This is a genomic window from Bartonella pachyuromydis (assembly GCF_039543065.1).
Classification (GTDB): domain Bacteria; phylum Pseudomonadota; class Alphaproteobacteria; order Rhizobiales; family Rhizobiaceae; genus Bartonella; species Bartonella pachyuromydis.
Window position 1 is genome coordinate 111,336 of record NZ_BAABJA010000001.1, and the last position, 24,451, is coordinate 135,786.

General features: G+C 36.7%; 24 protein-coding genes and 3 pseudogenes. 22 read left to right on the forward strand and 5 right to left on the reverse strand.

Annotated features, from left to right (window positions below; all coding sequences use genetic code 11):
• Nucleotides 1-45: 45 nt before the first annotated feature.
• Together ABD917_RS00500 and ABD917_RS00505 are read right to left on the reverse strand one after the other, a co-directional pair.
• A pseudogene (locus ABD917_RS00500) lies at nt 46-259 on the reverse strand (DNA translocase FtsK); the annotation flags it as partial.
• Nucleotides 260-604: 345 nt separating this feature from the next.
• Nucleotides 605-3,046, reverse strand: a complete 2,442-nt coding sequence (locus ABD917_RS00505; RefSeq protein ID WP_345118134.1) for an FtsK/SpoIIIE family DNA translocase — start codon at nt 3,044-3,046, stop codon at nt 605-607.
• Between the two features lie 473 nt (nt 3,047-3,519).
• Between ABD917_RS00505 and ABD917_RS00510 the strand changes: the two genes are divergently transcribed.
• Complete coding sequence (locus ABD917_RS00510) at nt 3,520-4,800, forward strand: ubiquinone biosynthesis hydroxylase (RefSeq protein WP_345118379.1); 1,281 nt, start codon at nt 3,520-3,522, stop codon at nt 4,798-4,800.
• Between the two features lie 1,185 nt (nt 4,801-5,985).
• Here the strand turns inward: ABD917_RS00510 and ABD917_RS00515 are convergent.
• Nucleotides 5,986-6,273: an H-NS histone family protein gene (locus ABD917_RS00515; RefSeq protein ID WP_345118135.1), complete on the reverse strand. Its 288-nt coding sequence runs from the start codon at nt 6,271-6,273 to the stop codon at nt 5,986-5,988.
• 751 nt (nt 6,274-7,024) lie between these two features.
• Here ABD917_RS00515 and ABD917_RS00520 point away from each other — a divergent pair.
• From ABD917_RS00520 to virB11, 21 genes and pseudogenes are all read left to right on the forward strand, one after another.
• A complete protein-coding gene (locus ABD917_RS00520; protein ID WP_345118136.1) occupies nt 7,025-7,645 on the forward strand; it encodes a lysozyme family protein in 621 nt (206 codons plus the stop codon).
• A gap of 124 nt (nt 7,646-7,769) precedes the next feature.
• Complete coding sequence (korA, locus tag ABD917_RS00525) at nt 7,770-8,069, forward strand: KorA family transcriptional regulator (RefSeq protein ID WP_345118137.1); 300 nt, start codon at nt 7,770-7,772, stop codon at nt 8,067-8,069.
• Nucleotides 8,032-8,349, forward strand: coding sequence for a VirB2 family type IV secretion system major pilin TrwL (gene trwL, locus ABD917_RS00530; protein ID WP_345118138.1), 318 nt, complete (start codon nt 8,032-8,034; stop codon nt 8,347-8,349). The genes korA and trwL (ABD917_RS00530) overlap by 38 nt, the downstream gene beginning before the upstream one ends.
• 120 nt (nt 8,350-8,469) lie before the next feature.
• Nucleotides 8,470-8,781 (forward strand): VirB2 family type IV secretion system major pilin TrwL, encoded by a 312-nt coding sequence (trwL, locus tag ABD917_RS00535; RefSeq protein ID WP_345118139.1) that lies wholly within the window; start codon nt 8,470-8,472, stop codon nt 8,779-8,781.
• Nucleotides 8,782-8,869: 88 nt separating this feature from the next.
• The gene (gene trwL, locus ABD917_RS00540; protein WP_345118140.1) at nt 8,870-9,181 is read left to right on the forward strand and encodes a VirB2 family type IV secretion system major pilin TrwL; all 312 of its coding nucleotides are present in this window, start codon (nt 8,870-8,872) and stop codon (nt 9,179-9,181) included.
• Nucleotides 9,182-9,293: 112 nt separating this feature from the next.
• Nucleotides 9,294-9,596: a VirB2 family type IV secretion system major pilin TrwL gene (gene trwL / locus ABD917_RS00545; RefSeq protein ID WP_345118141.1), complete on the forward strand. Its 303-nt coding sequence runs from the start codon at nt 9,294-9,296 to the stop codon at nt 9,594-9,596.
• 152 nt (nt 9,597-9,748) lie between these two features.
• Nucleotides 9,749-10,060, forward strand: a complete 312-nt coding sequence (locus tag ABD917_RS00550) for a conjugal transfer protein (protein ID WP_345118142.1) — start codon at nt 9,749-9,751, stop codon at nt 10,058-10,060.
• Nucleotides 10,061-10,072: 12 nt separating this feature from the next.
• Nucleotides 10,073-10,381 (forward strand): VirB3 family type IV secretion system protein, encoded by a 309-nt coding sequence (locus tag ABD917_RS00555; RefSeq protein ID WP_345118143.1) that lies wholly within the window; start codon nt 10,073-10,075, stop codon nt 10,379-10,381.
• Nucleotides 10,382-12,853, forward strand: a complete 2,472-nt coding sequence (locus ABD917_RS00560) for a VirB4 family type IV secretion/conjugal transfer ATPase (RefSeq protein WP_345118380.1) — start codon at nt 10,382-10,384, stop codon at nt 12,851-12,853.
• Nucleotides 12,850-13,557 (forward strand): TrbJ/VirB5 family protein, encoded by a 708-nt coding sequence (locus ABD917_RS00565; protein ID WP_345118144.1) that lies wholly within the window; start codon nt 12,850-12,852, stop codon nt 13,555-13,557. Before ABD917_RS00560 ends, ABD917_RS00565 begins: the two co-directional genes overlap by 4 nt.
• A 469-nt stretch (nt 13,558-14,026) precedes the next feature.
• A complete protein-coding gene (locus ABD917_RS00570; protein WP_345118145.1) occupies nt 14,027-14,854 on the forward strand; it encodes a TrbJ/VirB5 family protein in 828 nt (275 codons plus the stop codon).
• A 221-nt stretch (nt 14,855-15,075) separates the two neighbouring features.
• The gene (locus ABD917_RS00575; protein ID WP_345118146.1) at nt 15,076-15,912 is read left to right on the forward strand and encodes a TrbL/VirB6 family protein; all 837 of its coding nucleotides are present in this window, start codon (nt 15,076-15,078) and stop codon (nt 15,910-15,912) included.
• Nucleotides 15,913-16,127: 215 nt separating this feature from the next.
• Nucleotides 16,128-16,271, forward strand: coding sequence for a membrane lipoprotein lipid attachment site-containing protein (locus ABD917_RS00580; RefSeq protein WP_345118147.1), 144 nt, complete (start codon nt 16,128-16,130; stop codon nt 16,269-16,271).
• A pseudogene (locus tag ABD917_RS00585) lies at nt 16,268-16,381 on the forward strand (TrwG protein); the annotation flags it as partial. The gene ABD917_RS00580 and the pseudogene ABD917_RS00585, both read left to right, overlap by 4 nt.
• A gap of 49 nt (nt 16,382-16,430) precedes the next feature.
• Nucleotides 16,431-17,129 (forward strand): TrbJ/VirB5 family protein, encoded by a 699-nt coding sequence (locus tag ABD917_RS00590; protein ID WP_345118148.1) that lies wholly within the window; start codon nt 16,431-16,433, stop codon nt 17,127-17,129.
• Nucleotides 17,130-17,350: 221 nt separating this feature from the next.
• On the forward strand, nt 17,351-18,187 hold the full coding sequence (locus tag ABD917_RS00595; protein WP_345118146.1) for a TrbL/VirB6 family protein: 837 nt from the start codon (nt 17,351-17,353) through the stop codon (nt 18,185-18,187).
• 215 nt (nt 18,188-18,402) lie between these two features.
• Entirely contained in the window at nt 18,403-18,546 is a 144-nt protein-coding gene (locus ABD917_RS00600; RefSeq protein ID WP_345118147.1) for a membrane lipoprotein lipid attachment site-containing protein, read from the forward strand.
• Nucleotides 18,543-19,238, forward strand: a complete 696-nt coding sequence (locus tag ABD917_RS00605; protein ID WP_345118149.1) for a VirB8 family type IV secretion system protein — start codon at nt 18,543-18,545, stop codon at nt 19,236-19,238. The genes ABD917_RS00600 and ABD917_RS00605 overlap by 4 nt, the downstream gene beginning before the upstream one ends.
• A gap of 13 nt (nt 19,239-19,251) precedes the next feature.
• Nucleotides 19,252-20,058: a P-type conjugative transfer protein VirB9 gene (gene virB9, locus ABD917_RS00610; RefSeq protein WP_345118150.1), complete on the forward strand. Its 807-nt coding sequence runs from the start codon at nt 19,252-19,254 to the stop codon at nt 20,056-20,058.
• Nucleotides 20,058-21,236: a type IV secretion system protein VirB10 gene (virB10, locus tag ABD917_RS00615; protein ID WP_345118151.1), complete on the forward strand. Its 1,179-nt coding sequence runs from the start codon at nt 20,058-20,060 to the stop codon at nt 21,234-21,236. Before virB9 ends, virB10 begins: the two co-directional genes overlap by 1 nt.
• Nucleotides 21,208-22,272 (forward strand): P-type DNA transfer ATPase VirB11, encoded by a 1,065-nt coding sequence (gene virB11, locus ABD917_RS00620; protein ID WP_345118152.1) that lies wholly within the window; start codon nt 21,208-21,210, stop codon nt 22,270-22,272. Before virB10 ends, virB11 begins: the two co-directional genes overlap by 29 nt.
• 1,103 nt (nt 22,273-23,375) lie before the next feature.
• Here the strand turns inward: virB11 and ABD917_RS00625 are convergent.
• A pseudogene (locus ABD917_RS00625) lies at nt 23,376-23,596 on the reverse strand (succinate dehydrogenase iron-sulfur subunit); the annotation flags it as partial.
• A 63-nt stretch (nt 23,597-23,659) separates the two neighbouring features.
• On the reverse strand, nt 23,660-24,439 hold the full coding sequence (locus ABD917_RS00630) for a succinate dehydrogenase iron-sulfur subunit (RefSeq protein WP_345118153.1): 780 nt from the start codon (nt 24,437-24,439) through the stop codon (nt 23,660-23,662).
• Between the last annotated feature and the right edge of the window lie 12 nt (nt 24,440-24,451).

A 24,451-nucleotide genomic window follows, 5' to 3' on the forward strand; every position in this document is an offset into this window, starting at 1 on the left:
CAATCTCCTCTCTCCCCCCCTCAAACAATCAAACGGTCCTTGAATTTTTGAAGCCATTAAAACTTCTCGTTTACCAATATGATTTGCCACGCTAATAACACCTTCTACCTCCATCCAATCAATGAAGCAGAGCACGATTATAACCAATTCCTAGACGGCGTTGAATATAAGAAGTTGAAGCTTTACGATCACGAAGAACAAGAGCAACGGCTTGACTATAGAGATTATCTGCTGAAGGAGAAGCTAACGATGCATCCACATTCTTCTTGGCAATCTCCTCTCTACCCCCCCAAACAATCAAACGGCCCCCGAATTTTTAAAGCCATTAAAACTCCCTGTCTCCCCACATGATTTTCTATAATTAATAATATCTTCTCCTTCCATATGTTTAAAAAGTACTATAGATTATAGCTAATGTTCAACGGTAAATAAAATGGCAAAAAATATGATTTCCGCTAACATAAATGCTCTTTTTAGTAATAAAAAACTTTTATAAATATTTATAAGCAAAAAATATTTACTTTATAATGAGGGAGAATGATAAATAAATCTCCTCACTACAAGAAAAAGATATTGTTTAACAAGCTGATCATAAGCTTTTATCTCAAAAGCGTTCTTCTTCAGCAGGCACCAAAATTTCTCGTTTTCCCGCATGATTTGCAGCACTAATAATACCTTCTTCTTCCATCCGCTCAATCAATGAAGCAGCACGGTTATAGCCAATGCCCAAACGGCGTTGAATATAAGAAGTTGAAGCTTTACGATCACGAAGAACAACTGCAACAGCCTGGCTATAAGGATCATCTGCACAAGGAGAAGTTAAGGATGCATCTGTATCATTCTCTGCAACTTCTTGGGTAATAGTCTCTAAATAATCAGGCAAAGCTTGCGCTTTAAGATGCATGACCACCTGTTCCACTTCATCATCAGCCACAAAAGGTCCATGCACACGCTGGATACGCCCTCCACCCATCATAAACAACATATCTCCTTGTCCCAACAATTGCTCCGCCCCCTGTTCACCAAGAATTGTTCGACTGTCGATTTTTGAACTGACAGAAAAAGAAATGCGTGTTGGAAAATTCGCTTTAATGGTTCCCGTAATCACATCTACTGAAGGACGCTGTGTTGCCATAATCACATGGATACCAGCAGCACGTGCCATTTGTGCCAAACGTTGAACCGCTCCTTCGATGTCTTTGCCGGCAACCATCATCAAATCAGCCATTTCATCAATAATGACAACGATATAAGGCATAGGAGCAAAATCAAGTGTTTCCGTCTCATAAAGGGGTTCACCAGTCTCATGATCAAATCCCACTTGAATTGTACGCGCCATTGTCTCTCCTTGACTTTTTGCCTCCTTAAGACGTGCATTAAACCCATCAATATTACGCACACTCAATTTAGACATTTTGCTGTAGCGTTCTTCCATTTCACGAACAGCCCATTTGAGTGCAATTACTGCTTTTTTAGGATCTGTCACCACGGGTGTTAACAAATGAGGAATGCCATCATAAACCGAAAGTTCAAGCATTTTCGGATCTACCATGATGAGGCGACATTGTTCAGGTGTCATGCGATAAAGAAGCGATAAAATCATAGTATTAATAGCAACAGACTTTCCCGATCCTGTTGTACCTGCTACCAAAAGATGCGGCATTTTTGCTAAATCTGCGATAACCGTCTCACCCCCAATTGTCTTACCCAAAGCAAGTCCTAGTTTTGCTTTGCTCTCAACAAATTCTTGTGCTTGCAACATTTCTCGTAAATAAACCATTTCACGCTTCGCATTAGGCAATTCTATGCCAATAACATTGCGTCCTGGTACCACAGCAACACGCGCTGAAATCGCACGCATAGAACGTGCAATATCATCTGCTAAACCAATAATACGGGAAGACTTAATACCGGCTGCCGGTTCAAACTCATACAAGGTGACCACCGGACCAGGACGCGCATCAATAATTTTTCCCTTAACACCAAAATCTAACAACACTCCCTCAAGTTCCTGAGAATTAGCCTTTAAGACAGCTGGAGAAAGTTTTGCATCTCGAACAGACGGTGGTGGAACCGAAAGATAATCTAAATGTGGAAGAAGAAAACCACCATTTGGAGAAGTCGTTAAAGATTTTATAGCACGGCTTTTAACAGGAGAAATAGAAGCTTTCGTCTGATTTTCTTGATATTTTGTTTTTTCATCGTCAAAAATTGGTTCAATTCGATTCAATGATTTTTCTTCACTATTAGAGCGACTTTTGTAGGAAAAAAGGCGAAAAAAACGCGCTTGTAAAAAATAGAAAATATGTAAAATAGCCCCTACAGTTGTCACAAAAAAACCGTGCTGCACCTTCTCTGCACCTTGTTCTGTATCTTCTAGCACATTGAAAAGAGGATCAATATTTTCGTTTTTATGGATATTTTTCACTTTTCTTTTATTTTTACTTCTCTGACGCCGCCATATTACATTACCGGCAAAAGTAGCCATGAAAAAACCTAAAACAACAACAACGAGACCCAAGAGTGCATTCTGAACTGGAGAAAGAAAAGTAGGAAAAATGGAATAAACAACACTTAAAACTTTATCTCCCAAAACCCCACCCAAACCCATAGGCAATGGCCAATATGTAAAAGAAGCAACAGGTGTTATAAGGGCAAAAGATATTAAAAAACAAATTGTTGATAGCACCCACAAAAAAAGGCGAAAAATCAAATTATAGATATTTTTTTGCGCTAACAAAAGAAACGACCAAAATAATGGTGGCAATAAAATTCCAAGACTTGCCAAACCAAAAAACTGCATGACAAAATCTGAAAAAATTGCCCCTGGCCATCCCATAAAGTTTGTAATTTTATTTGTACTTGCATGCGTTAATGAGGGATCTGCAGCATTCCACGTTGCCAAAGCTAGCACACAAAAAGCAATGAAACCCAATAGTCCAAGCCCAATAAAAACACCAATTTGGCGCAAAAACATTTCAATGAGCCGCGAACTGTAAGATTTTTGCGCTTCTAATGAATCATAAGGAGAAGAACTTTGATACATCTCTCAATTCCAAATACAAAACCTTTACATTTAAAGAGTTATAAAATTATGACCGCAAAATACTAATACAGTTTTAACCATCATAATTATAACTCTTTTCTTACCTGTTATACCGTAACAGATTTTTTTTAAGAAGGTCGTCTAAAGCACATTTATGCAACTTAAAAATACCATATTATCCCGCTCTCCCTTTCGTTTTCCCAAACCAAGTATAGAAGTATAAAATCGAATAAAATCTTTGAGACAAAATTTGCCCCGTAAAATTTGCAGCTAACAACACAACTGATCAACAAGAAGCCAATACCACAAACAACCCGCTTATTTATCCACCAGATAAACGCTAAGAAAAAACACATCATTTTAGAGAAAAGAAGAAATTAACATATCACTCAAAATATTGTATAAGAGGGAATGTTAAAGAAAGCTATCCCTTTTTAAGAACGAATAACCTGCCAATAATGGAACGAAATGTTGTGTATTCTGATCCCAATAAAAATATAAAACCCGATAAAAAGACAAAATCCAAGAAAGCGATAAAACAATGTGATCTTCTCATTGCGGGAGGAGCGATTGTCGGATTAACGCTAGCAATAGCGCTCAAACAAGCAGCCCTTTCATTGAAAATAATTATCGTTGATGCTGCTTCTCCACAAGATATTGCCGCTTCCAATATACGAACCATTGCTCTTGCTGCTGCTTCTATTCGTATGTTAAAACAATTGCAATGTTGGGAACTTATAGAGTCTTATGCCCAACCCATTCATTCCATGATCATCAGCGATGCATGCACAAATGATCCTGTGAAGCCAACTCTTTTAACCTTTGAAGGAAATATTGCCCCCAATGAACCCTTTGCTGCTATGGTAGAACATAGAGAACTCATCAGTGCTTTAAAAAAGCGTGTAAAAGATTTAGATATCCCTGTTATTACAAACACGCGTGTTATTGATTTTCACCAACAAGAGCAGCATACAACTGTCACCTTAGACAATGAAGAAATTTTGCAAACAAAATTGCTTATTGCAGCCGACGGGGCACATTCACAATTACGCAAAAAAGCAGGTCTTAAAAACTTTTCTCATTCCTATAAACAAACAGCAATCATCTGCACCATTGAACATGAAAAGCCCCATCACGGACAAGCAATTCAACATTTCTTGCCTGCTGGACCTTTCGCACTTCTCCCCCTCAAAGGTAACAGATCAGCCATTGTATGGAATGAAGATCATAAAACCGCGCAATATTACCTCAAAGCTGATGCCCTTATTTTTGAAACAGAACTCGAAAAACGCATTGGTCATCAACTTGGCAAGCTCTCTTGGAATGGTAAGCGTCAAGCTTTTCCCTTAAATCTTTCCTTAACACGCCAATGCATTAAAACACGTTTTGCTCTGGTTGGTGATGCTGCCCACACAATTCATCCCCTAGCAGGACAAGGACTCAATTTAGGATTACGCGATAGCGCTGCACTTGCTGAAGTTATTATTGAAACAGCACGCTTGGGACTTGATATTGGCTCCCTCACTGCTTTAGAGCGCTACCAAAGCTGGAGACGTTTTGAAACCACACGTATGGCTTTAAGCAATGACTGGCTTAACAAACTTTTTTCTAATGATAATCTGTTTTTGCGAATACTACGCGATGCCGGTCTTGGAATTGTCAATCAAACACCAAGGATAAAACAATACTTTATTCAAGAAGCTGCTGGCCTTACTCCTCATGCTCCACGTTTGCTACAAGGACTCCCACTTTAAAAAAAATAAACAAAAGCCAAACTATTTCACTGTTTGCAAGCTATAAATTAAAATCTCTCCTGATCATTAAAGAGAAACCCTTCGTTTATTTTTCCATACTAAGCTGTTAAAAGAATCTCTTAAAAGAGATAATGAACTCATTTATCCTATCATAAGGATCTTTGAGAAATTATGTATACAATCTTCCCTTTTCCACACCGTTAAAGTAAAGAAAAAAGTGAGAAAATTATCCTCTCTTTTATTTTAAATGCACTCTCTATTCAATAATCTATATAATAAATTTTGATAATAAATGCATTTTACATACACAACAGAATCCTATCAAAATACTAAAATCAACACCAATCACAAACAACTTACCCTCTAAAATACTTTCTTATCTCAACTACACCAATAATAAAAAGATAAAGCAAATACCTCTCTCTACAGGTACACCATAAAACAAACAAATCCATAACAGCCTCACATGACAATCCTACAGATCAGTATTTTAAAAGCATCAGAATAGTAATTATACAACATATTGAATTATAATGATAATTTATCATTATGCATATTGAAATTGAATGAGAATCTTGAACACAGCAAATTACCAACCTTCTTTATGATAAATCAATAAAAGCCATTCGCTTACAAATCACAAGAAAAATCAATGTATAGATAAACGCCCAAGAAAGAGATGAAAACACCTCTCATAAATCGTCCCACTGTACAAATAAAGGTAATTTGAGTTGGCAAAATAGAATGATACCACCAGCATTATTACAATAATACATTGATTTATCATGCTAAATCATATTTTCAGCTTAGAATCATAACACCGCATACTATAAGATTTTTATCATAACCCCTCTCACATTAAATCAATGAAGATCACTTTTTTGCACAGCACAAGAAAGTTGGCATTTAGACAAAAATAAGTAAAGAAAAAAATGCCTCTCATGAATACTTTGGCTACCAATGACTATAGCAACATTGAGAATTTTAATAATATGTGTGGTGCTAACTTATGTGCAACACGGCTTTCCCCCTCGAACAAACGCTTGCATGCTTTCTATAATTTTACTTTATTGCTTTGCGCTTTAATATGCTAGCTCAGCATTTTATACATCAAATCATCCCCCAAAACACATTGCTTGAGTTTCTTTCTCTTGCTTCTCATGCCCTTCAAATATTGCTTAAGTCTTATGTCACTTCTAATTCTTCAAGCGTATAACCACTTTCCAACCATTCTTTAATCCACTTAGGCCTACGCCCACGTCCATTCCATAACTCCCATTGATTATTGGGATTTCTATAATGGCGTTCTTTACCCACAAGATCAGCAATATCAATTCCATGTGCACTGGCAATTTCAAGAATTTTTCGTCGTGCATTTTGTTTTTCTTTTGCTTGCCGCCTTTTCAATTCCACATCGATTTGAGCACGCATTTCCTGTAGTTCATCAAAATTCATATTTTTGAGATCATCCACCTTAATTACTCCCCTTGCAAAAAAGAATTGTGCTTTGCCATATTTTAAACACAATTATAGACAATTTTTGTCTATTTATTATCGAAATTAAAATTACGATAAATATGTCACCTTGACGGAGATGGGCTTTGAACAACAAAGAGCTATTTAATTGTGTAACAATTACCAAAACCGTATCCTTTTTCAGTTTGATCGCTGAAATGGATAATCGGAGTGTACGAAGCCCGTTGCCTCTCTCTGACTCTTTCGAACCAGCGGTCAAAAGTGAATATAAATCGCCATTTTATAAACTATGGCAATATGTAACAAAGAACAAGCCCTCTCCCCATAATGATAGTACAGTTCATTCTTTCAATAAGAAATATTTCCATACACCGTGGCTTTCTGATTCGGGTCAATACTCTCCAAAAGTATTTAAAAAATCGGAAAATTATATAGAACGATCTACCCCAACTGCCTTGCAAAAATGGTTATCACTTCAGAGTAATTTCTCTTTTTACAAGCATGATGACTATCGCATTAATTGGTTTTATCTGTTTCGTTTTGTTCTGCAAATGACTTTAATTGATTGGGTATTCGTATATACAAAAAGTCTCCTTAAAAGGAGAAAGATTTATATCTATACAGGATGTCCTCAACTAAGGAAGTTCACTTCGTATATTTGTAAAAATACAGTGCAACAGCGATCAGAAAAAACATACAAGCTTGATGTTTGTATCGATAAATTTTCTCATAACTGGGTGTATTGCTTATGATTGTTCCAAATTTCATAATGCTTGCTACTGCATATGCATCAACTCTAAATATTACGGTGCCTTTAGCTATCGTTATGCAAAAATCATGGAATGATGTCTATGCAATAAGCGTAAGTGACAAGTTATCATACCGTCCATCTGTTCCTAAAAAAATAATGGAAACAATTAAACAATGTGAACATAATTTCGACGTAAATTTAGGACAAATTGATGTCCAAAATCAGAAAAGGTCGCTTTTTTCTCTCTCTGAAGTTTTTGATTGTTATAAGAATTCTAACGTTTTAAGTGCTTCTTTGAAATATTACTGCAAACAAACAGTGCAGAAATACAGTGTTGAACAAATCGTGCTTGATTTTTACGACAGAGCCAATTTCAAGAGTGGTTTTATTGATCTTTATGTGCAAAAAAATGCCGCATATGTTGAGATGGAAACTTCTGTGCTTATAGACGAAAAATCACAAGAGCCTGTACAGCTTCATGCAAGAAAGGCGGAACCAATAATTAATATAGAATCTCTTCCTATCTCTTTAGAAGAGGATGCTTTTGCGCATAAAGAAAGTAGTACACGTGACGCCTTTACAATAGAAGATTCCTTATTGGAAAGACAAAAGGAATAATGGTCTCACATTTATCGATTAGAACTACAATTTTGATAAAATACAGTAATGAAAGGTAGATAAGAAAATATTAAAGCTCTAATTAGTAAGATTGTGTAAAATCTTTCTAATCGAGGGCAGAATAATGAAAATGATAGAGCAAAACAGTGTTGATAAAGCATTTAATGAGAAAGCAGCACGTGAAATTACAATCGTGATGCGTTCAGAAAGAGAGTGGTACTTTACATTTGTTGCAGATGATCCAGTAACCGGAAAGGCAAATGTATATACACTTCTTACACAAAGAGGAAAGTTGAGAACTTGGGCTGATCCAAAATATCTCTTTAAATTTCTTCATGAAAGAGGGGTTATTTGTGGCAGTTTTAAACTTAATGAGGACGAAAAAAATGAAACAAGCAAATATTTTTCAAACAGCATTTCGTGATAAAGTCACTATAGCTGTCTCAGCTATAACTGTATTTTTTATGGCACATCCTATATGTGCTCAAGCAAAAACTTTGGACAAAGCCAAAACGGCTTTAGAAGCACTCAGAGATCAATTAAAAGTTATTGTTCCTCTTGCCGCTACCATAATACTTTTGTGTTTAGCAATTGGTTATGCAGGACGTTATATAGAAAAAGATACCTTTGTACGTTGGGCGATTGGTGTTGTCATTGCTGGTTCAGCCGCTGAATTTGTTGCAATGTTGTTTCAAAACCCATAGTAAAGAAAATATACTGCAAAGTAAGTTTTATTTTTTAGTTGTAGATAAGCCAATAATAATATCATTTAGTATTAAAAAGTAAAAATAGTACTCATGAGAAAATCCTAATAAGAGCAGAAAATGAAAAAGTTAAATAATTTCCAATTAGAAAATGATAGTAGAATGTTTGCAATTTCTGTTGCTATAATAGCATTTTCTATGAATCGTCCTGCATATGCTAAATTAGATAAGGCTGCAAAAGCGTTAGGTGATCTGAAAACAGATCTTACTAGTAATATTATTCCCATTGCTGCTGCAGTTATACTTCTTTGTTTAGCAATTGGCTATGCCGGCCGCTACATCGGCAAGGATACTTTTGTGCGCTGGGCAGTTGGTGTAGTCATCGCTGGTTCAGCAACTGAGCTCGCCACTTTGTTGTTTACTGGCAAATAATAAACCCAATGAAATGTTTATTTGGTTGCAAAAATAAATTTGCTACTAGTGATTTCACAGCAACTATAATCTAATTAGGCTAAACAATATGAAACGATTAAATATTTTTCAGTCGAAAAAAAATAATAGAATTAACACGATTTCTACTGCTACAATCGCGTTTTTTATAGCTCATTCTGCATGCGCCCAGAACACTTTGAGCAAGGCTAAAACTGCTTTAGAAGCTTTGCAAAACGATCTTATTAAAAATCTTATCCCTATTGCTGCTGCAGTTATACTTTTATGTTTGGCAATTGGTTATGCAGGACGCTACATTGAAAAAGATACTTTTATACGTTGGGCAATTGGTGTTGTCATTGCTGGCTCTGCAACTCAACTTGTTGGAATGTTGTTTGGCTGATTATGGAATAACTAGCATGAAATACTTTTATTCAAAAAAATCTTTTTCAGTAGCGGATTTTTCTTATACTGCGAAAGGATAGACATTGTTAGATTTTTAATGAGAATAGAACATGAAACAACTAAATAATCTTCAATTTAAAAATAATGACAGGATCATTGCAATTTTTGTAACTGTAACCGTATTTTTTATAACTCATCCTGCGTATGCAGAATTAAAGCATGCGAAAAGTGCTTTAGAAAAACTACAGGAAGATCTTATTAAAAATCTTATCCCTGTTGCTGCTGCTGTTATACTTTTATGTTTAGCAATTGGTTATGCAGGACGCTACATTGAGAAGGATACTTTTGTACGGTGGGCAATTGGCATTGTTATCGCTGGTTCAGCGGCTGAACTTGTTAAAATGTTGTTTTAAACTAATTGAAGTATATCATGAACTGAGTATAGCACAAAGTGTTTTTAAGGGACTCTATAAATAGGGTATAGATATATCTGTAATAATGTCGTTCATGCTGCAAAAAAAAATATTCTCGCGAGTAAGCTCAATCATAATGGGGATAAAAGATTATGAAACAGGCAAATATTCTTCAAGCGAAAACTGGCAATAAGATCAGTGCTATTGTCATAGCTTCGATGATGTCCTTAATGGTCCACCCAGCATATGCTCAAACAAAAACTAAAAGCCTAGATATTCTCATGGGTATGCAGTATGGGCTTAGTATGGTTATTCCCGTTGTTTGTGCTGGTATTCTTTTATTTTTATTGCTTATTTATATATTTCGCATCATAGCAAGAGCCACATTTATACGATGGGCATTCAGTGTCATCATTGCCGGAGCAGCTTTCTATATTAGCCACATATTATTTCACATCCAGTAACTAGAGTTGCATATGAAACCACAACAACATGAAGCATTTCCCTTATTTAAAGGAGCAACACGCGTTCCAACTCTTTGGGGCGTACCAATGATGCCACTCATTGTTATGGCTATCAGTGTAGCTGTTGTTGCTATGACAATAAATATCTTTTTGTGGATAATTGCTCCACCTTTATGGTTCGTTATGGTACAAATTACCAAAAACGATGACAAAGCATTTCGTATCTGGTGGTTGTGGATTGATACAAAACTCCGTAATCGTAATAAAAGTTTTTGGGGTGCTTCAAGTTATAGCCCCTCTGATTATCGCAAAAGGAGATAAATAATGGCTGTTGAAAGCGCCAAACGCCTTGCATCAGAAACACCCGTAAGCCTATTTATACCCTATTCGCATCATATTACAGATACAATTATCTCTACCAAAAATGCAGAATATTTGTCGGTCTGGAAAATTGATGGACGTTCGCATCAAAGTGCTTCACAAGAAGATATTTTTCAGTGGACCAAAGAACTAAACAATACTTTACGTGGTATTGCATCAGCCAATTTATCATTTTGGACACATATCATACGCCGCCGTGTTTATGAATATCCTGATTCAACATTTGATCAAGTTTTTTGTTATCAGCTTGATGAAAAATATCGGCAAAGCTTTACTGGTTATAATCTGATGGTTAATGACCTGTATTTGACTGTGGTTTTCCAGCCGATTGCTGACAAAATTATGTCATTCTTTTCCCAGCATGAGCGTGAGACACTTGATCAAAAAAAGATGCGACAGGAATCATGTATCAAAGCGCTCAATGATATCAACAACACTCTAGGTCAATCATTAAAACGTTATGGTGCAGAACTTCTTGGCGTTTATGAAAAAAACGGACATGCTTATTCCTCTGCGCTTGAATTTCTCGGAATGCTTGTTAATGGTGAATACAGACCTATGCCCATCTGTTATGATCGTTTTGCTGACTATATGTCTATCAATCGGCCTTTTTTCTCGAAATGGGGTGCTCTTGGTGAACTGCGGACAAGCAGTGGAATGCGTCGATTTGGAATGTTGGAAGTTAAGGAATACGATACAACAACGAAACCAGGCCAACTAAACGTTTTGCTGGAAAGTGATTTTGAATTCGTATTAACACAGAGTTTTTCAGTACTCTCACGGCATGCAGCTAAGGATTATTTGCAACGCCATCAGCGTAATCTTATCGATGCTCGCGATGTAGCAACAAGTCAAATTGAACAAATTGACGAAGCACTCAACCAGCTTGTTAGTGGACATTTTGTCATGGGTGAGCATCATTGTACGTTGACTATCTATGGTGATACAGCTCAACAAGTTCGTGACTATATGGCAAAAGCGAGTGCTGCATTGCTGGATGCAGCGGTATTACCAAAACCGGTAGATTTGGCCATAGAGGCTGGTTATTGGGCACAGCTACCAGCAAATTGGAAATGGCGACCACGTCCAGCACCTATTACATCACTAAACTTTTTATCATTCTCGTCCTTTCATAATTTTATGTCAGGTAAGCCAACGGAAAATCCATGGGGGCCAGCAGTTACGATTCTTAAGACCATCAGTAAGACGCCGCTTTATTTCAATTTTCATGCCTCTAAACTTGAAGAGGATTCGACAGATAAGCGCTTACTTGGTAATACAGCACTTATAGGACAATCTGGTTCGGGTAAAACTGTACTTCTTGGTTTTTTATTAGCACAAGCGCAGAAATTTAAACCAACGACTGTTGTTTTTGACAAAGATCGCGGTATGGAAATTATTATTCGGGCTATGGGTGGTCGCTATCTAACATTCAAACCTGGTCGTCGAAGTGGTTTTAATCCCTTCCAGCTCCCCCCCACACAAGATAACCTCATTTTCCTAAAACAGTTTGTTAAAAAATTAGCAGAAGCTAGTGGTGAGATCACACACCGTGATGAGGAAGAAATTAACCAAGCTGTAATGTCTGTTATGAGTAATAACATTGACAAATCGCTGCGTCGTTTATCCTTTTTAGTGCAGTTCTTACCCAATCCACATTTAGATGATTATAATACGCATCCGTCTGTTCACGCTCGCTTAATAAAATGGTGTGAAGGTGGTGATTATGGGTGGTTATTTGATAATCCAAATGATGCACTAGATCTCTCAACCCATCAAATTTACGGTTTTGATATTACCGAATTCTTAGATAACCCAGAAACCCGTACTCCAGTCATGATGTATTTGCTTTACCGCACAGAAGGAATGATTAGCGGTCAGCGGTTTATGTATATTTTTGATGAGTTTTGGAAACCTTTACAAGATCCATATTTTGAGGATTTAGCAAAGAATAAACAAAAGACTATCCGTAAACAAAATGGTATTTTTGTTTACGCTACACAAGAACCTAGTGATGCTTTGGAAAGCAATATAGCCAAGACTCTTATTCAGCAATGTGCAACTTACATTTTTCTAGCAAATCCCAAAGCAAGTTATGAGGATTACACACAAGGTTTTAAACTAACCGATGCTGAATTTGAACTGATCAAAGGAATAGGTGAGTTTAGCCGCCAATTTCTTATCAAACAGGGAGATCAATCCGCACTTGCAGAATTAAATCTCGGCAAATTCCACGTGACAATCAACGGGAAAACCGTTGAACATGACTTTAGCGAAGAGCTCTTGGTATTATCAGGCACGCCTGATAATGCAGAATTGGTCGAAAGTATCATTGCTGAAGTAGGCGATGATCCAAAAGTATGGTTACCAATTTTTTTACAACATGTCAAAAATGACAGGAGGGAAACATGAAGAAGGTAATTATTGCAATAGCAATGACAACTATTTTAGGGACTCCAAACTCAGCAATGGCTTGGAGTTGGGGGTGGGCTCCAGCAAAAGGGCTATTCCCCTCAACACCTGCCAAGAAGGAGAAGAAGCCTACTGCACCGCAGCATTATCTAGAAATTATAGAGTTATTAAAAAAGCAGCTTGAACAAGCGAAGAAAACACATCAATCTATAAAAGAGAATCCACAATTGAGAGCAGCAGAAACAAGCTACAGTAGTTTTTTTCTTAAAAATCCAAATCTGATCTATGATGAGAATAACGATTCAGATATATCTGCATCAGTTAGAAATATACTTCAGAAGGAAAGTGCTTCTACTTCTATCCGAGAATCCCGCAATGCCATCACTAAACGTATTCAATATGCAACAGTTGCTGATAAGGCTGTAAGTTTAAAGACTTTTCAAGATGCAGAAAAGCGTTTTCAGCAAATCTCAGAACTTGTAGAAAAAATCAGTAAAACAGCAGACCTAAAAAGCATTGCTGATCTCCAAGCACACATAGCTGGGATGCTAGCCATGATACAGAATGAAACAGCAAAACTACAAATGGTTAGCCACTCGCATAGTGCAGAACAAGCACTTATTAGTCAACAAAAGAAAACACGTAATATGAGAGTTCTCAACAGTGAAAATAAAGAAATGCCAATAATACGTTTTATACGATGACAGCTTTACGATAACTTGCCTATATTGTCATCTTTTTTATTTGTTTGTATTTAACAGTGCTTCTTTGAGTAAACATACTCGATCTTATGAAAAGTATTTTTGTAGATTATGTGAATAATCGACAAATGGTTAACGATAATATTACGCTCTATCAAAAATGTAAATGATGTACTTAAATAAGCAACGACACCCTTTTAAGTACTTTCATTATCCTATTTCTAACGCTCTATTATAAATACGTTTATTGGCAGAGATTATTACATTTAAACACTTTTAATAATAGGAAAAATCCTCTCCAGTTAGCCAGATAAAAAAAATCAACAATGTATAAAGATAATAGTAAAACTACAAGTTAATATGCCAATGAAAAATAGTAAATAAAAATGATTTTATAATTATTTATCAACCAAAATTGAAATTATGATAAAAATATAATAGGATATATAAAACGATCAAGAGAAAAAATAACATGAAAAAAACTATTATTTCAGTAGTGATAGCGACCATTTTGGGAATGCAGAGTACAACTCTGAAAGCGAATTCGTTTTCTAGTCACGAAACTCCTTGGACAAAGCGTATGGCCGGTTCTCTTAGCGAAACAGAGACAAGTAAAGTCTCGAAAGCGTATGAAACACGACAAAAAAGAGGATTACAAGAAGAGCCTCAATATGAATCAATCAATAGACAAAAAGGTCTTGTTTCTTCAGCCAAAAAAAAGCTTGAAATACTAGAGAAACAACTAACTTACTATATAAAGATATACGAATCTATAATAGGCTCCCGTCGACATGATATTGTGCCAAGAGTAAATATAACTACTCCTTATTTTCATAGTCCACACCTCATCTATAAAGATAAAACAAATTTTTCAAGAAATCTTGAAAATTTAAATGTTCCTAAAGCAGAAGACATTGTAATAGAGCAAGATCTTAGCTTTTTAACAAACTCTGAGGCACGTACATTTATCGAAAAACGTAGAGAATATGCAGCGATTGTGGATAAAGCCATAAGTTTACAAGTTTTTGAGGAGACAGAAGCGCGTTTTAAGTACATCGAAAATCTTTTAGATTCCATGAAAAACATGGACGATTTAAAATGGATTGCCGAATTACAAGGATATGTCGAAGGTACAGTTGCCGTAATCTACAATGAAGCTACGAAATTGCAAATGGTTGTGCATTTACGCAATACGGAGCAAGAACTGATCCGCCAGCAAAAATATAAACGCAATATACGCATTTTAAATCATCAAAACACACGAATGCCGACTGTAAAATACGTAAAAGTTGGACTGTGAGGTTTGTATAACCACGCTGCTGATAGCATAAATTTTCTTTGATCGTGGAAAAGTGACCGCATAATGTTCAAGCCCAGTCCGAACAAACTGAAAGAGCCTCTAAAAAGTATTAACTAAATAGCCCAAAAATGTTTTGGCAAATCACATAAATGTAAAAGACTGCAACATACACCAGTATTCCAAGACAATGGAAACGTGAAAATTCATGAAAGAAAAAGACCATGAGCTTCCAAATGTTCTCACAACTGTTCAAGGAAATTGATCAAGCAACAAACACCTATGTCACGGATATTTCATCAAACGCAATTGTTATAATCACACCCATCGTATCAGTCGGCCTCAGTATCGCTTTCATCCTATATGGATATCTTGTCATGCGTGGAGCAATAGATATGCCTGTTTCTCAGCTCTTAAGCCGTTGCATACGGATAAGCATTATTACTTCTATTGCTCTAACTGCAGGACTTTATCAATTAGAAATCAAAGATTTTATAATAGAAGCACCTAATGATTTGGCAAATGCTCTTTTAAGCAATTCACAAAACAACCATCAACTAGCAAATTTGATCGACAAAGTAGCTGAAAAAGGGTTCAAATGTGCAAGCACAGCTTTCGAAGAAGCTGCTTTCTTAGACGCTGATGGACTCCTTTATGGACTTTTCGGCATTCTTATCATGCTTGCAACAAGCTTCTTAACGGCAATCGGTGGTGCATTCATCCTACTAGCAAAAATCGTACTTGTACTTCTCGTAGGACTCGGGCCACTCTTCATCATTTCTTTACTTTGGCAACCAACCTATCGTTTTTTTGAGCAATGGATAACCCAAATCTTAAGCTACACGATCCTTATTATATTCCTAGCTGTCGTATCTAGTATACTCATGAGTATCTTTGCAAGTTACGTGACAGATTTGAAATTTGATGGAAATCAGAACGTAAGTTATGCGCTTGGTGGTGCCCTTATCTTATCTATTCTCTCCATCGTACTGTTGCTCAAATTGTCAAGCATTGCCCATGCTCTGGCAAAAGGTGTTACATTTGGGCATCTCTGGAAATGAGATACAGCAAAAAACAATATTTTTCGTAATAACCGCACAATCAAAAAAACAAACCAACTACCTAGTAAAAAATATCTGCACTGTAACTAAACATTTCCATAAATAATAAAGAAATAATAAACACAATTATAGAAAATATATTTTATAATCAAAATTGAAATATCAATAAAAAAATGATAGAAGCATACATGACAGCTTAAAATAGGAGTATTAAAATGAAAAAAATCATTTTTGCAATTTTGATTGCAAGTATTTTATCCGCTTGCGGATTAGCTCCAAAACCAAAGCAACCAAATAATTGGAACCGTATCCCTATTAATAAAACAATTCCTGCCGAAATTCAGCGAGGAACCATATGAAAAAACAAGTTAAACCAGTAAAAGCCCAACAACTAAATAGTTATTATGAAGAAAGCAGAGGCTTAGAACGTGAACTCATCAACGAATTTATAAAATCGCGTAAAACAGCAATACAGTTTTTAGTATTCCTATAATGTATAGGATTCAAAGGAGAAAAATATGAAGAAACTGATTGTTGCAACGCTAATAAGTGTATTCCTTGGGATATCAAATTCTCTCTTAAGAGCACAAGAGAGTGATGGGCGATTACAAGATCAGCTGATAAGTGTTATGGGTGACCAAATTAATTACGTACAGGAACAACTTAATGAAATTGAAAAAATATATAAGTCTATAACAGGCCTTCGAATAAGAAATGCCACGATAGACAGTAATAGCGATCTTCTACTTGCGGAGCCACAACACATCTATGATAAAGATAAAGAAACGGAGATCTCCGATAAATTTCCTCAATTAATTAAGAATATAAAAAAACAAGAAGAAGAATATTCTCAAAAACCTACTGTCCATGAAATACGTACACTTATTGATCTACGCAGCCAATACGCAGCTGTTATAGATAAAGTCGTAAGTTTACGAGTTTTTGAGGAGACAGAAGCGCGTTTTATGCTCATAGCACAACATTTAATGGCAATCAGAGATACAAAAGATCTGAAAAGCGTAGCCGAATTACAAACGCAAATTAAAAGTATACTTGCCATGGTCCAAAATGAAGCTACGAAATTGCAAATGGTTGTGCATTTACGCAATGCGGAGCAAGAACTGATCCGCCAGCAAAAATATAAACGCAATATACGCATTTTAAATCATCAAAACACACGAATGCCGACTGTAAAATACGTAAAAGTTGGACTGTGAGGTTTGTATAACCACGCTGCTGATAGCATAAATTTTCTTTGATCGTGGAAAAGTGACCGCATAATGTTCAAGCCCAGTCCGAACAAACTGAAAGAGCCTCTAAAAAGTATTAACTAAATAGCCCAAAAATGTTTTGGCAAATCACATAAATGTAAAAGACTGCAACATACACCAGTATTCCAAGACAATGGAAACGTGAAAATTCATGAAAGAAAAAGACCATGAGCTTCCAAATGTTCTCACAACTGTTCAAGGAAATTGATCAAGCAACAAACACCTATGTCACGGATATTTCATCAAACGCAATTGTTATAATCACACCCATCGTATCAGTCGGCCTCAGTATCGCTTTCATCCTATATGGATATCTTGTCATGCGTGGAGCAATAGATATGCCTGTTTCTCAGCTCTTAAGCCGTTGCATACGGATAAGCATTATTACTTCTATTGCTCTAACTGCAGGACTTTATCAATTAGAAATCAAAGATTTTATAATAGAAGCACCTAATGATTTGGCAAATGCTCTTTTAAGCAATTCACAAAACAACCATCAACTAGCAAATTTGATCGACAAAGTAGCTGAAAAAGGGTTCAAATGTGCAAGCACAGCTTTCGAAGAAGCTGCTTTCTTAGACGCTGATGGACTCCTTTATGGACTTTTCGGCATTCTTATCATGCTTGCAACAAGCTTCTTAACGGCAATCGGTGGTGCATTCATCCTACTAGCAAAAATCGTACTTGTACTTCTCGTAGGACTCGGGCCACTCTTCATCATTTCTTTACTTTGGCAACCAACCTATCGTTTTTTTGAGCAATGGATAACCCAAATCTTAAGCTACACGATCCTTATTATATTCCTAGCTGTCGTATCTAGTATACTCATGAGTATCTTTGCAAGTTACGTGACAGATTTGAAATTTGATGGAAATCAGAACGTAAGTTATGCGCTTGGTGGTGCCCTTATCTTATCTATTCTCTCCATCGTACTGTTGCTCAAATTGTCAAGCATTGCCCATGCTCTGGCAAAAGGTGTTACATTTGGGCATCTCTGGAAATGAGATACAGCAAAAAACAATATTTTTCGTAATAACCGCACAATCAAAAAAACAAACCAACTACCTAGTAAAAAATATCTGCACTGTAACTAAACATTTCCATAAATAATAAAGAAATAATAAACACAATTATAGAAAATATATTTTATAATCAAAATTGAAATATCAATAAAAAAATGATAGAAGCATACATGACAGCTTAAAATAGGAGTATTAAAATGAAAAAAATCATTTTTGCAATTTTGATTGCAAGTATTTTATCCGCTTGCGGATTAGCTCCAAAACCAAAGCAACCAAATAATTGGAACCGTATCCCTATTAATAAAACAATTCCTGCCGAAATTCAGCGAGGAACCATATGAAAAAACAAGTTAAACCAGTAAAAGCCCAACAACTAAATAGTTATTATGAAGAAAGCAGAGGCTTAGAACGTGAACTCATCAACGAATTTATAAAATCGCGTAAAACAGCATGGCGTGTTGCAGGTGCCATTGGCCTTTTTGGATTATTTGGCATGATATGTGGAGTTGTTGGCTTCTCCCAACCAGCTCCAACGCCTTTGGTGCTGCGCGTTGATAACACAACTGGCGCGGTTGATGTGGTTTCTGTAATGCGTGATCATGAAACGACCTATGGTGAAGTTGTAGACAGATATTGGCTCAATCAATATGTTCTTAATCGCGAAACGTATGACTACGATACCATTCAACTTAACTATGACACAACAGCACTCTTAAGTGCAGGTTCTGTTCAGCAGGAATTTTATAAAATTTATGAAGGTGAAGACGCTCGTGACAAAGTTCTTTCTAACAAGGCACGCATCACGGTTAAAGTACGGTCGATTCAGCCAAATGGACGTGGTCAAGCGACAGTGCGTTTCACCACGCAGCAACATGACAGCAACGGCGCAGCTGGACAAAAACAACATCAGATCGCAACAATCGGTTACACCTATGTTGGTGCACCAATGAAATCATCTGATCGATTGCTTAACCCGCTTGGTTTTCAAGTAACAAGTTACCGTGTTGATCCGGAAATACTGTTGAATAATTAAGGAATTGATTATTATGAAAAAATTTGTGTTTGTTGCCCTACTATCTTCATTTTCCTCTCTTTATACAGTACCTGTAAAAGCACTCAAAACCCCATCTAATTCACAATATGATCACCGCATTCGTTATGTCATGTATAATGTAGCTGATGTTGTTCAAATTGAAACTGTTCTTGGTGTAGCAACACATATTATCCTTGAAGAAGGCGAACAGTATATCACCCATGCCTTTGGTGATTCAGATGCCTATGCCTTCGCCCATAAGGGACGACATATCTTTATTAAGCCCAAAGCAGAACTTGCAAATACGAATCTCATCGTTGTAACCGACAAACGTAGCTATAAATTTAGACTACAGTTTCGAAATGACCGTGCTGGAGCAACCTACGAATTAGCTTTCCAATATCCCGATACAAATACCCAAAAATTAGATGAGAACACTCAGCGCCTTACTATTGAACGTGGTTTTCACCAAGGTGTGAGAGGTTATAACCTCAGCTATACCATGAGCGGTAATCAAGATATCGCTCCGATAAACGCTTGGGACAATGGACGTATTACCTATTTCAAATTTGCTGCCAACATGGACATGCCATCAATTTACGTAGTGGATGCTGAAGGCAATGAGAGTTTAATACCGCGTACTGTTGTAGGCAGTTCTAATGATATTATTGCTGTTCATAAGGTTAATCCTAAGTGGATCATACGACTTGGTAAACGTGCTCTAGCTGTTTTCAATGAAGCCTATGATCCCAATGGTGTACCAAACACAACTGGAACAGTATCTTCGAAAGTTCATCGCGTTAATAAAGGAGGAAGATAATGTTTGGTGATAAGAAAGGGGATGAAATCAACAAAAATACGGAACTAGGTTATACTGAACAAACGCACATTGAGGGTGCTTATGGGAGCTCTGAATTAGGTTTAGAACGCCGTCCAACAATTCCTGGGGCACGTGCATTATTAATGGTAGGACTTATTGTTATAATAGCGGTACCAATTGCTTTGACTTGGAAAGCTTTAAAAATGCGCGGTAGCATAGAAGTTGAAGAAGAAAAACCTCAACAGACAGTACAACAAGTTATACCAAGTTATACTCCTCGTGTTATAGAAGAACCGAAGGTTGTAGAGGAAAATGAAAAAACAACACAAACGGAAGACTCAACAACGGAGATTCCTGCAGCCTTAACAAAACTTCTCCAAACAACGATACCACCACATTTGCTACAAGATTCTGAAGAAGTGGCACGCAAACGTATGTTCAGTTCTGGTTTAAACAATGGTGGCAGTAGTGAAGGCTCTGCAGACAATTCAAAAAATAAAGCATCTAGCAATGATCAAAATAGTGGCGCGTTATTCGACAACTTACAGCCCGTGCGGTTGGGGCAATCATATGCAACACAACTCCACAACCGTGATCTCTTGATTACGCAGGGAACGCAGATAGATTGCACATTAGAGACAAAAATTATTACCACACAACCAGGCATGACAACCTGTCATTTAACACGTGATGTTTATTCCACAAGTGGTCGGGTTGTTTTGCTCGATCGTGGTTCTAAAGTCGTTGGTTTTTATCAAAGCGGTATACAACAAGGTCAAACACGTGTTTTTGTACAATGGTCGCGTATTGAAACACCTTCTGGTGTTATCGTAAATCTTGACTCACCTGGCACTGGACCCCTTGGAGAATCTGGTATCGGTGGTTGGGTCGATACACATTTTTGGCAGCGATTTGGTGGCGCAATCATGGTAAGCGTAATCAGTGATTTAGGAGAATGGGTAAAAGACAAAGTTTGGCGAAAAGGTAAAGAAAATAAGGAGAATAAAGAACAAGCAGTACCCCAAGGTGTGCAGAATGCCCAATCAATTGTGAATGATGTTCTTCAAAATTCCATTAATATTCCACCAACACTTTATAAAAATCAAGGTGAGCGAGTAAATATTTTTGTTGCTCGAGATTTGGATTTCAGTGATGTCTACAACCTCGTTACACGTTAATAAAATAGAGAAAGATCAAGCAGTTGCACAGCTTCTGCAACCGCTTGATTGTTTCTTAGAAGATCCGAAAATTACTGAATTGTCGATCTGCCGTCCCTGTGAAGTATGGACAAAAAGCTTTGAGGGTTGGCAAGTATATAACGTACCAGAATTAACAACTGCTTTTTTGCAAACGCTTATTAGAGCTGTTATCGTTTATAATGGTATGGCTCCCAAAAGCATTAATTATGTGCGCTTACCTGGTGGACAACGTGGTACAATTGTACAAACACCAGCTGTCATTGATGGTACACTATCCTTTGTGATTCGTAAACACTCCCTCACGGTTAAGACGCTAGGGGAACTCGACAAGGAAGGTACATTTGATAGTTTTAGCGATGTAAGCTTTAACAAGCCTTCAGAAAAAGAAGCAAATAGTTTATTATCAAAGCAAGATTTCACGCGGTTAGAGCCATTTGAAGTGCAACTCCTTAGTCTCAAACGTGAGAGAAAAATTCTTGAATTTTTAGAACAATGCGTACTCCATAAACGCAATATCATCATTGCCGGAAAAACGGGATCAGGGAAAACAACATTTGCTCGCTCACTCATTGAAAAAGTACCTGTAGAAGAACGCATTATTACCATTGAGGACGTTCATGAACTTTTTCTACCCAATCATCCCAATCACATCCATATGCTTTATGGTAGCGGTGCAGGTCGTGTTTCTGCTGAAGAATGCTTAGATGCGTGTTTACGGCAATCACCTGATCGTATTTTTCTTGCGGAGCTACGTGGCAACGAAGCGTGGGAATATCTCAACTCGTTGAATACTGGGCATCCAGGATCAATTACAACAACACACGCTAACAATGCGTTGCAAACGTTTGAGCGGTGTGCCACATTAATCAAAAGGTCAGAAATTGGGCGTCAACTAGATATAGAAATGATAAAGATGGTGCTTTATACGACAGTAAATGTAGTGTTGTTCTTCAAAGACAGAAAACTTTCTGAAGTCTTTTATGATCCAATTTTTTCTAAATCGAAAATCGTTTAGGGAAATTTTTCAGTAGTATATAGATAAAAAAACCGCGACAAATTGTTGCGGTTTTTTTTATGCTCTCATAACGAAAGAAAAGAGAGAAGTCATAAATAGGATTCTTATTGTACAAAATTTTATTGCTTTTGATTGTTTTATTTATTTTTTGAAAAGCCCCTTATGAAAAACAGAGGAATGACGCATAATTTATCTATCAACGATAGCTCCTACGAAATATTCTCATAAGAAAACAACGAATAATAATTGTTGCAAAGACAATAGCCTATCGTTCCAAAATTCTATATTTTAATTTCTTATCAAGAACATAGCTGTCTGTTAATCAAACAACGTCTTTATTAAAGTCTACCAACACAGACAACTCAGTAGCATTATAAATGATAAAGCAGCAACAAATCACAGACCAATTTGCTCAGAGAGAACATATTGTCTCTTATTACCCTATGGCGAGAGGAAATTATTATTGAAGTTTTCTTCGCGCCATATTCTATTTTTATGATAAACTAAATTTTCTTCTGAAAATATTTTGGGAGCACTCTCATTGTTTTTTTTATGCCAATTCATCCTACTTTTATGGCTTTTGCTTTAGCACAATTTTGCAATATTATAAATCACTTCCTAAGCACAGAAATGATTATGTATGAAGCCTTTGCTTAAAAACATACACAGCTTATCCTTCTTATGCAAAGGCTGTGAAATAAAGAACAATAAAATTTAAGAACATTTTTTATATCAGAAAATAAAAACGCATTTTTGTTGCGCAAACAAATTTTTTCATTTTTATAAAAACAGCAATAATTCCTATTCTTTAGGGAGAAATATACGAGAATGCAAAACGAACAGCATAAAACTTTATCACGATTAGGTATAATTGCTATAAAATTGCAACTATTCAAGCAACAGCAAATCCTTTATAGCTTAATGAACATTCAAGATGTATTTCGCAATAAGGCATCTCTTTTGTTCAAAAAAAGAAGTATTTCTTTTTAAAAAAATAAAATTATTTTTAATACACATATAAATCCAACAAGCCTTTATAGATTAAACTACATGCCTCATCCCAAAGCACCTAAAAAGCATACATATTTTTTGCCTTTCACATTTTGTGCACAATTCATAATCATATGATACCGATAAAGGCGGAAGGGAGCCTCTCAAATTATCAAGACGCTCACCACACATCTCATCTCGCGAGTAAGCCAATAAAGCGATACGCTTGGAGCAAAATAGCAGCCCCCAAAGTGCGATCACCGTTCCACCAATAACTTAGACATAATGTCTGACAACAGACACACAAAATACATGCATAAAGACCATGTATTTGGAAGCAAAAAGCACAAAAAGAGGGAAAAACCTCCCTGCTTTACTCTCATGAACTAATGAACCTTTACAGACGACGTTCAACCATGAGCTTTTTAATCTCAGCAATTGCCTTTGCGGGATTAAGCCCCTTTGGACAAGTTTGCGCACAATTCATAATCGTATGACACCGATAAAGGCGGAAGGGATCTTCTAAATTATCAAGACGCTCACCACACATCTCATCTCGCGAATCAGCAATCCAGCGATACGCTTGGAGCAAAATAGCAGGCCCCAAATAACGATCACCGTTCCACCAATAACTCGGACATGATGTTTGACAACAAGCACATAAAATACATTCATAAAGACCATCAATTTTCTGCCGGTCAGAGTGACTTTGTAACCATTCTTTAGCAGGTTCAGGCGAAACGGTCTGCAACCAAGGCTCAATCACACGATGTTGTGCGTAAAAGCGCTTCAAATCAGGAACCAAATCTTTAACCACCGGCATGGAAGGCAAAGGATACACTTTAATGGGGTGTTTTACATCATCCATACCTTTGGTACAAGCCAGCGTATTAGTCCCATCAATATTCATAGCGCACGAACCACAAATACCTTCACGGCATGATCGGCGAAGTGTTAAAGTTGGATCAATATGATTCTTAATAAACAGAAGTCCATCCAGAATCATAGGACCACAAGCAGAGCGATCCACATAATAGGTATCCAGATGTGGATTTTCTTCATCATCAGGCGACCAACGATAAACATGAAATTCTGTTAGTTGCGTAGCACCTTCAGGTTTAGGCCACACCTTCCCTGGTTTGACTTGAGAATTTTTGGGAAGCTTAATTTGTACCATAATTCATTCTCC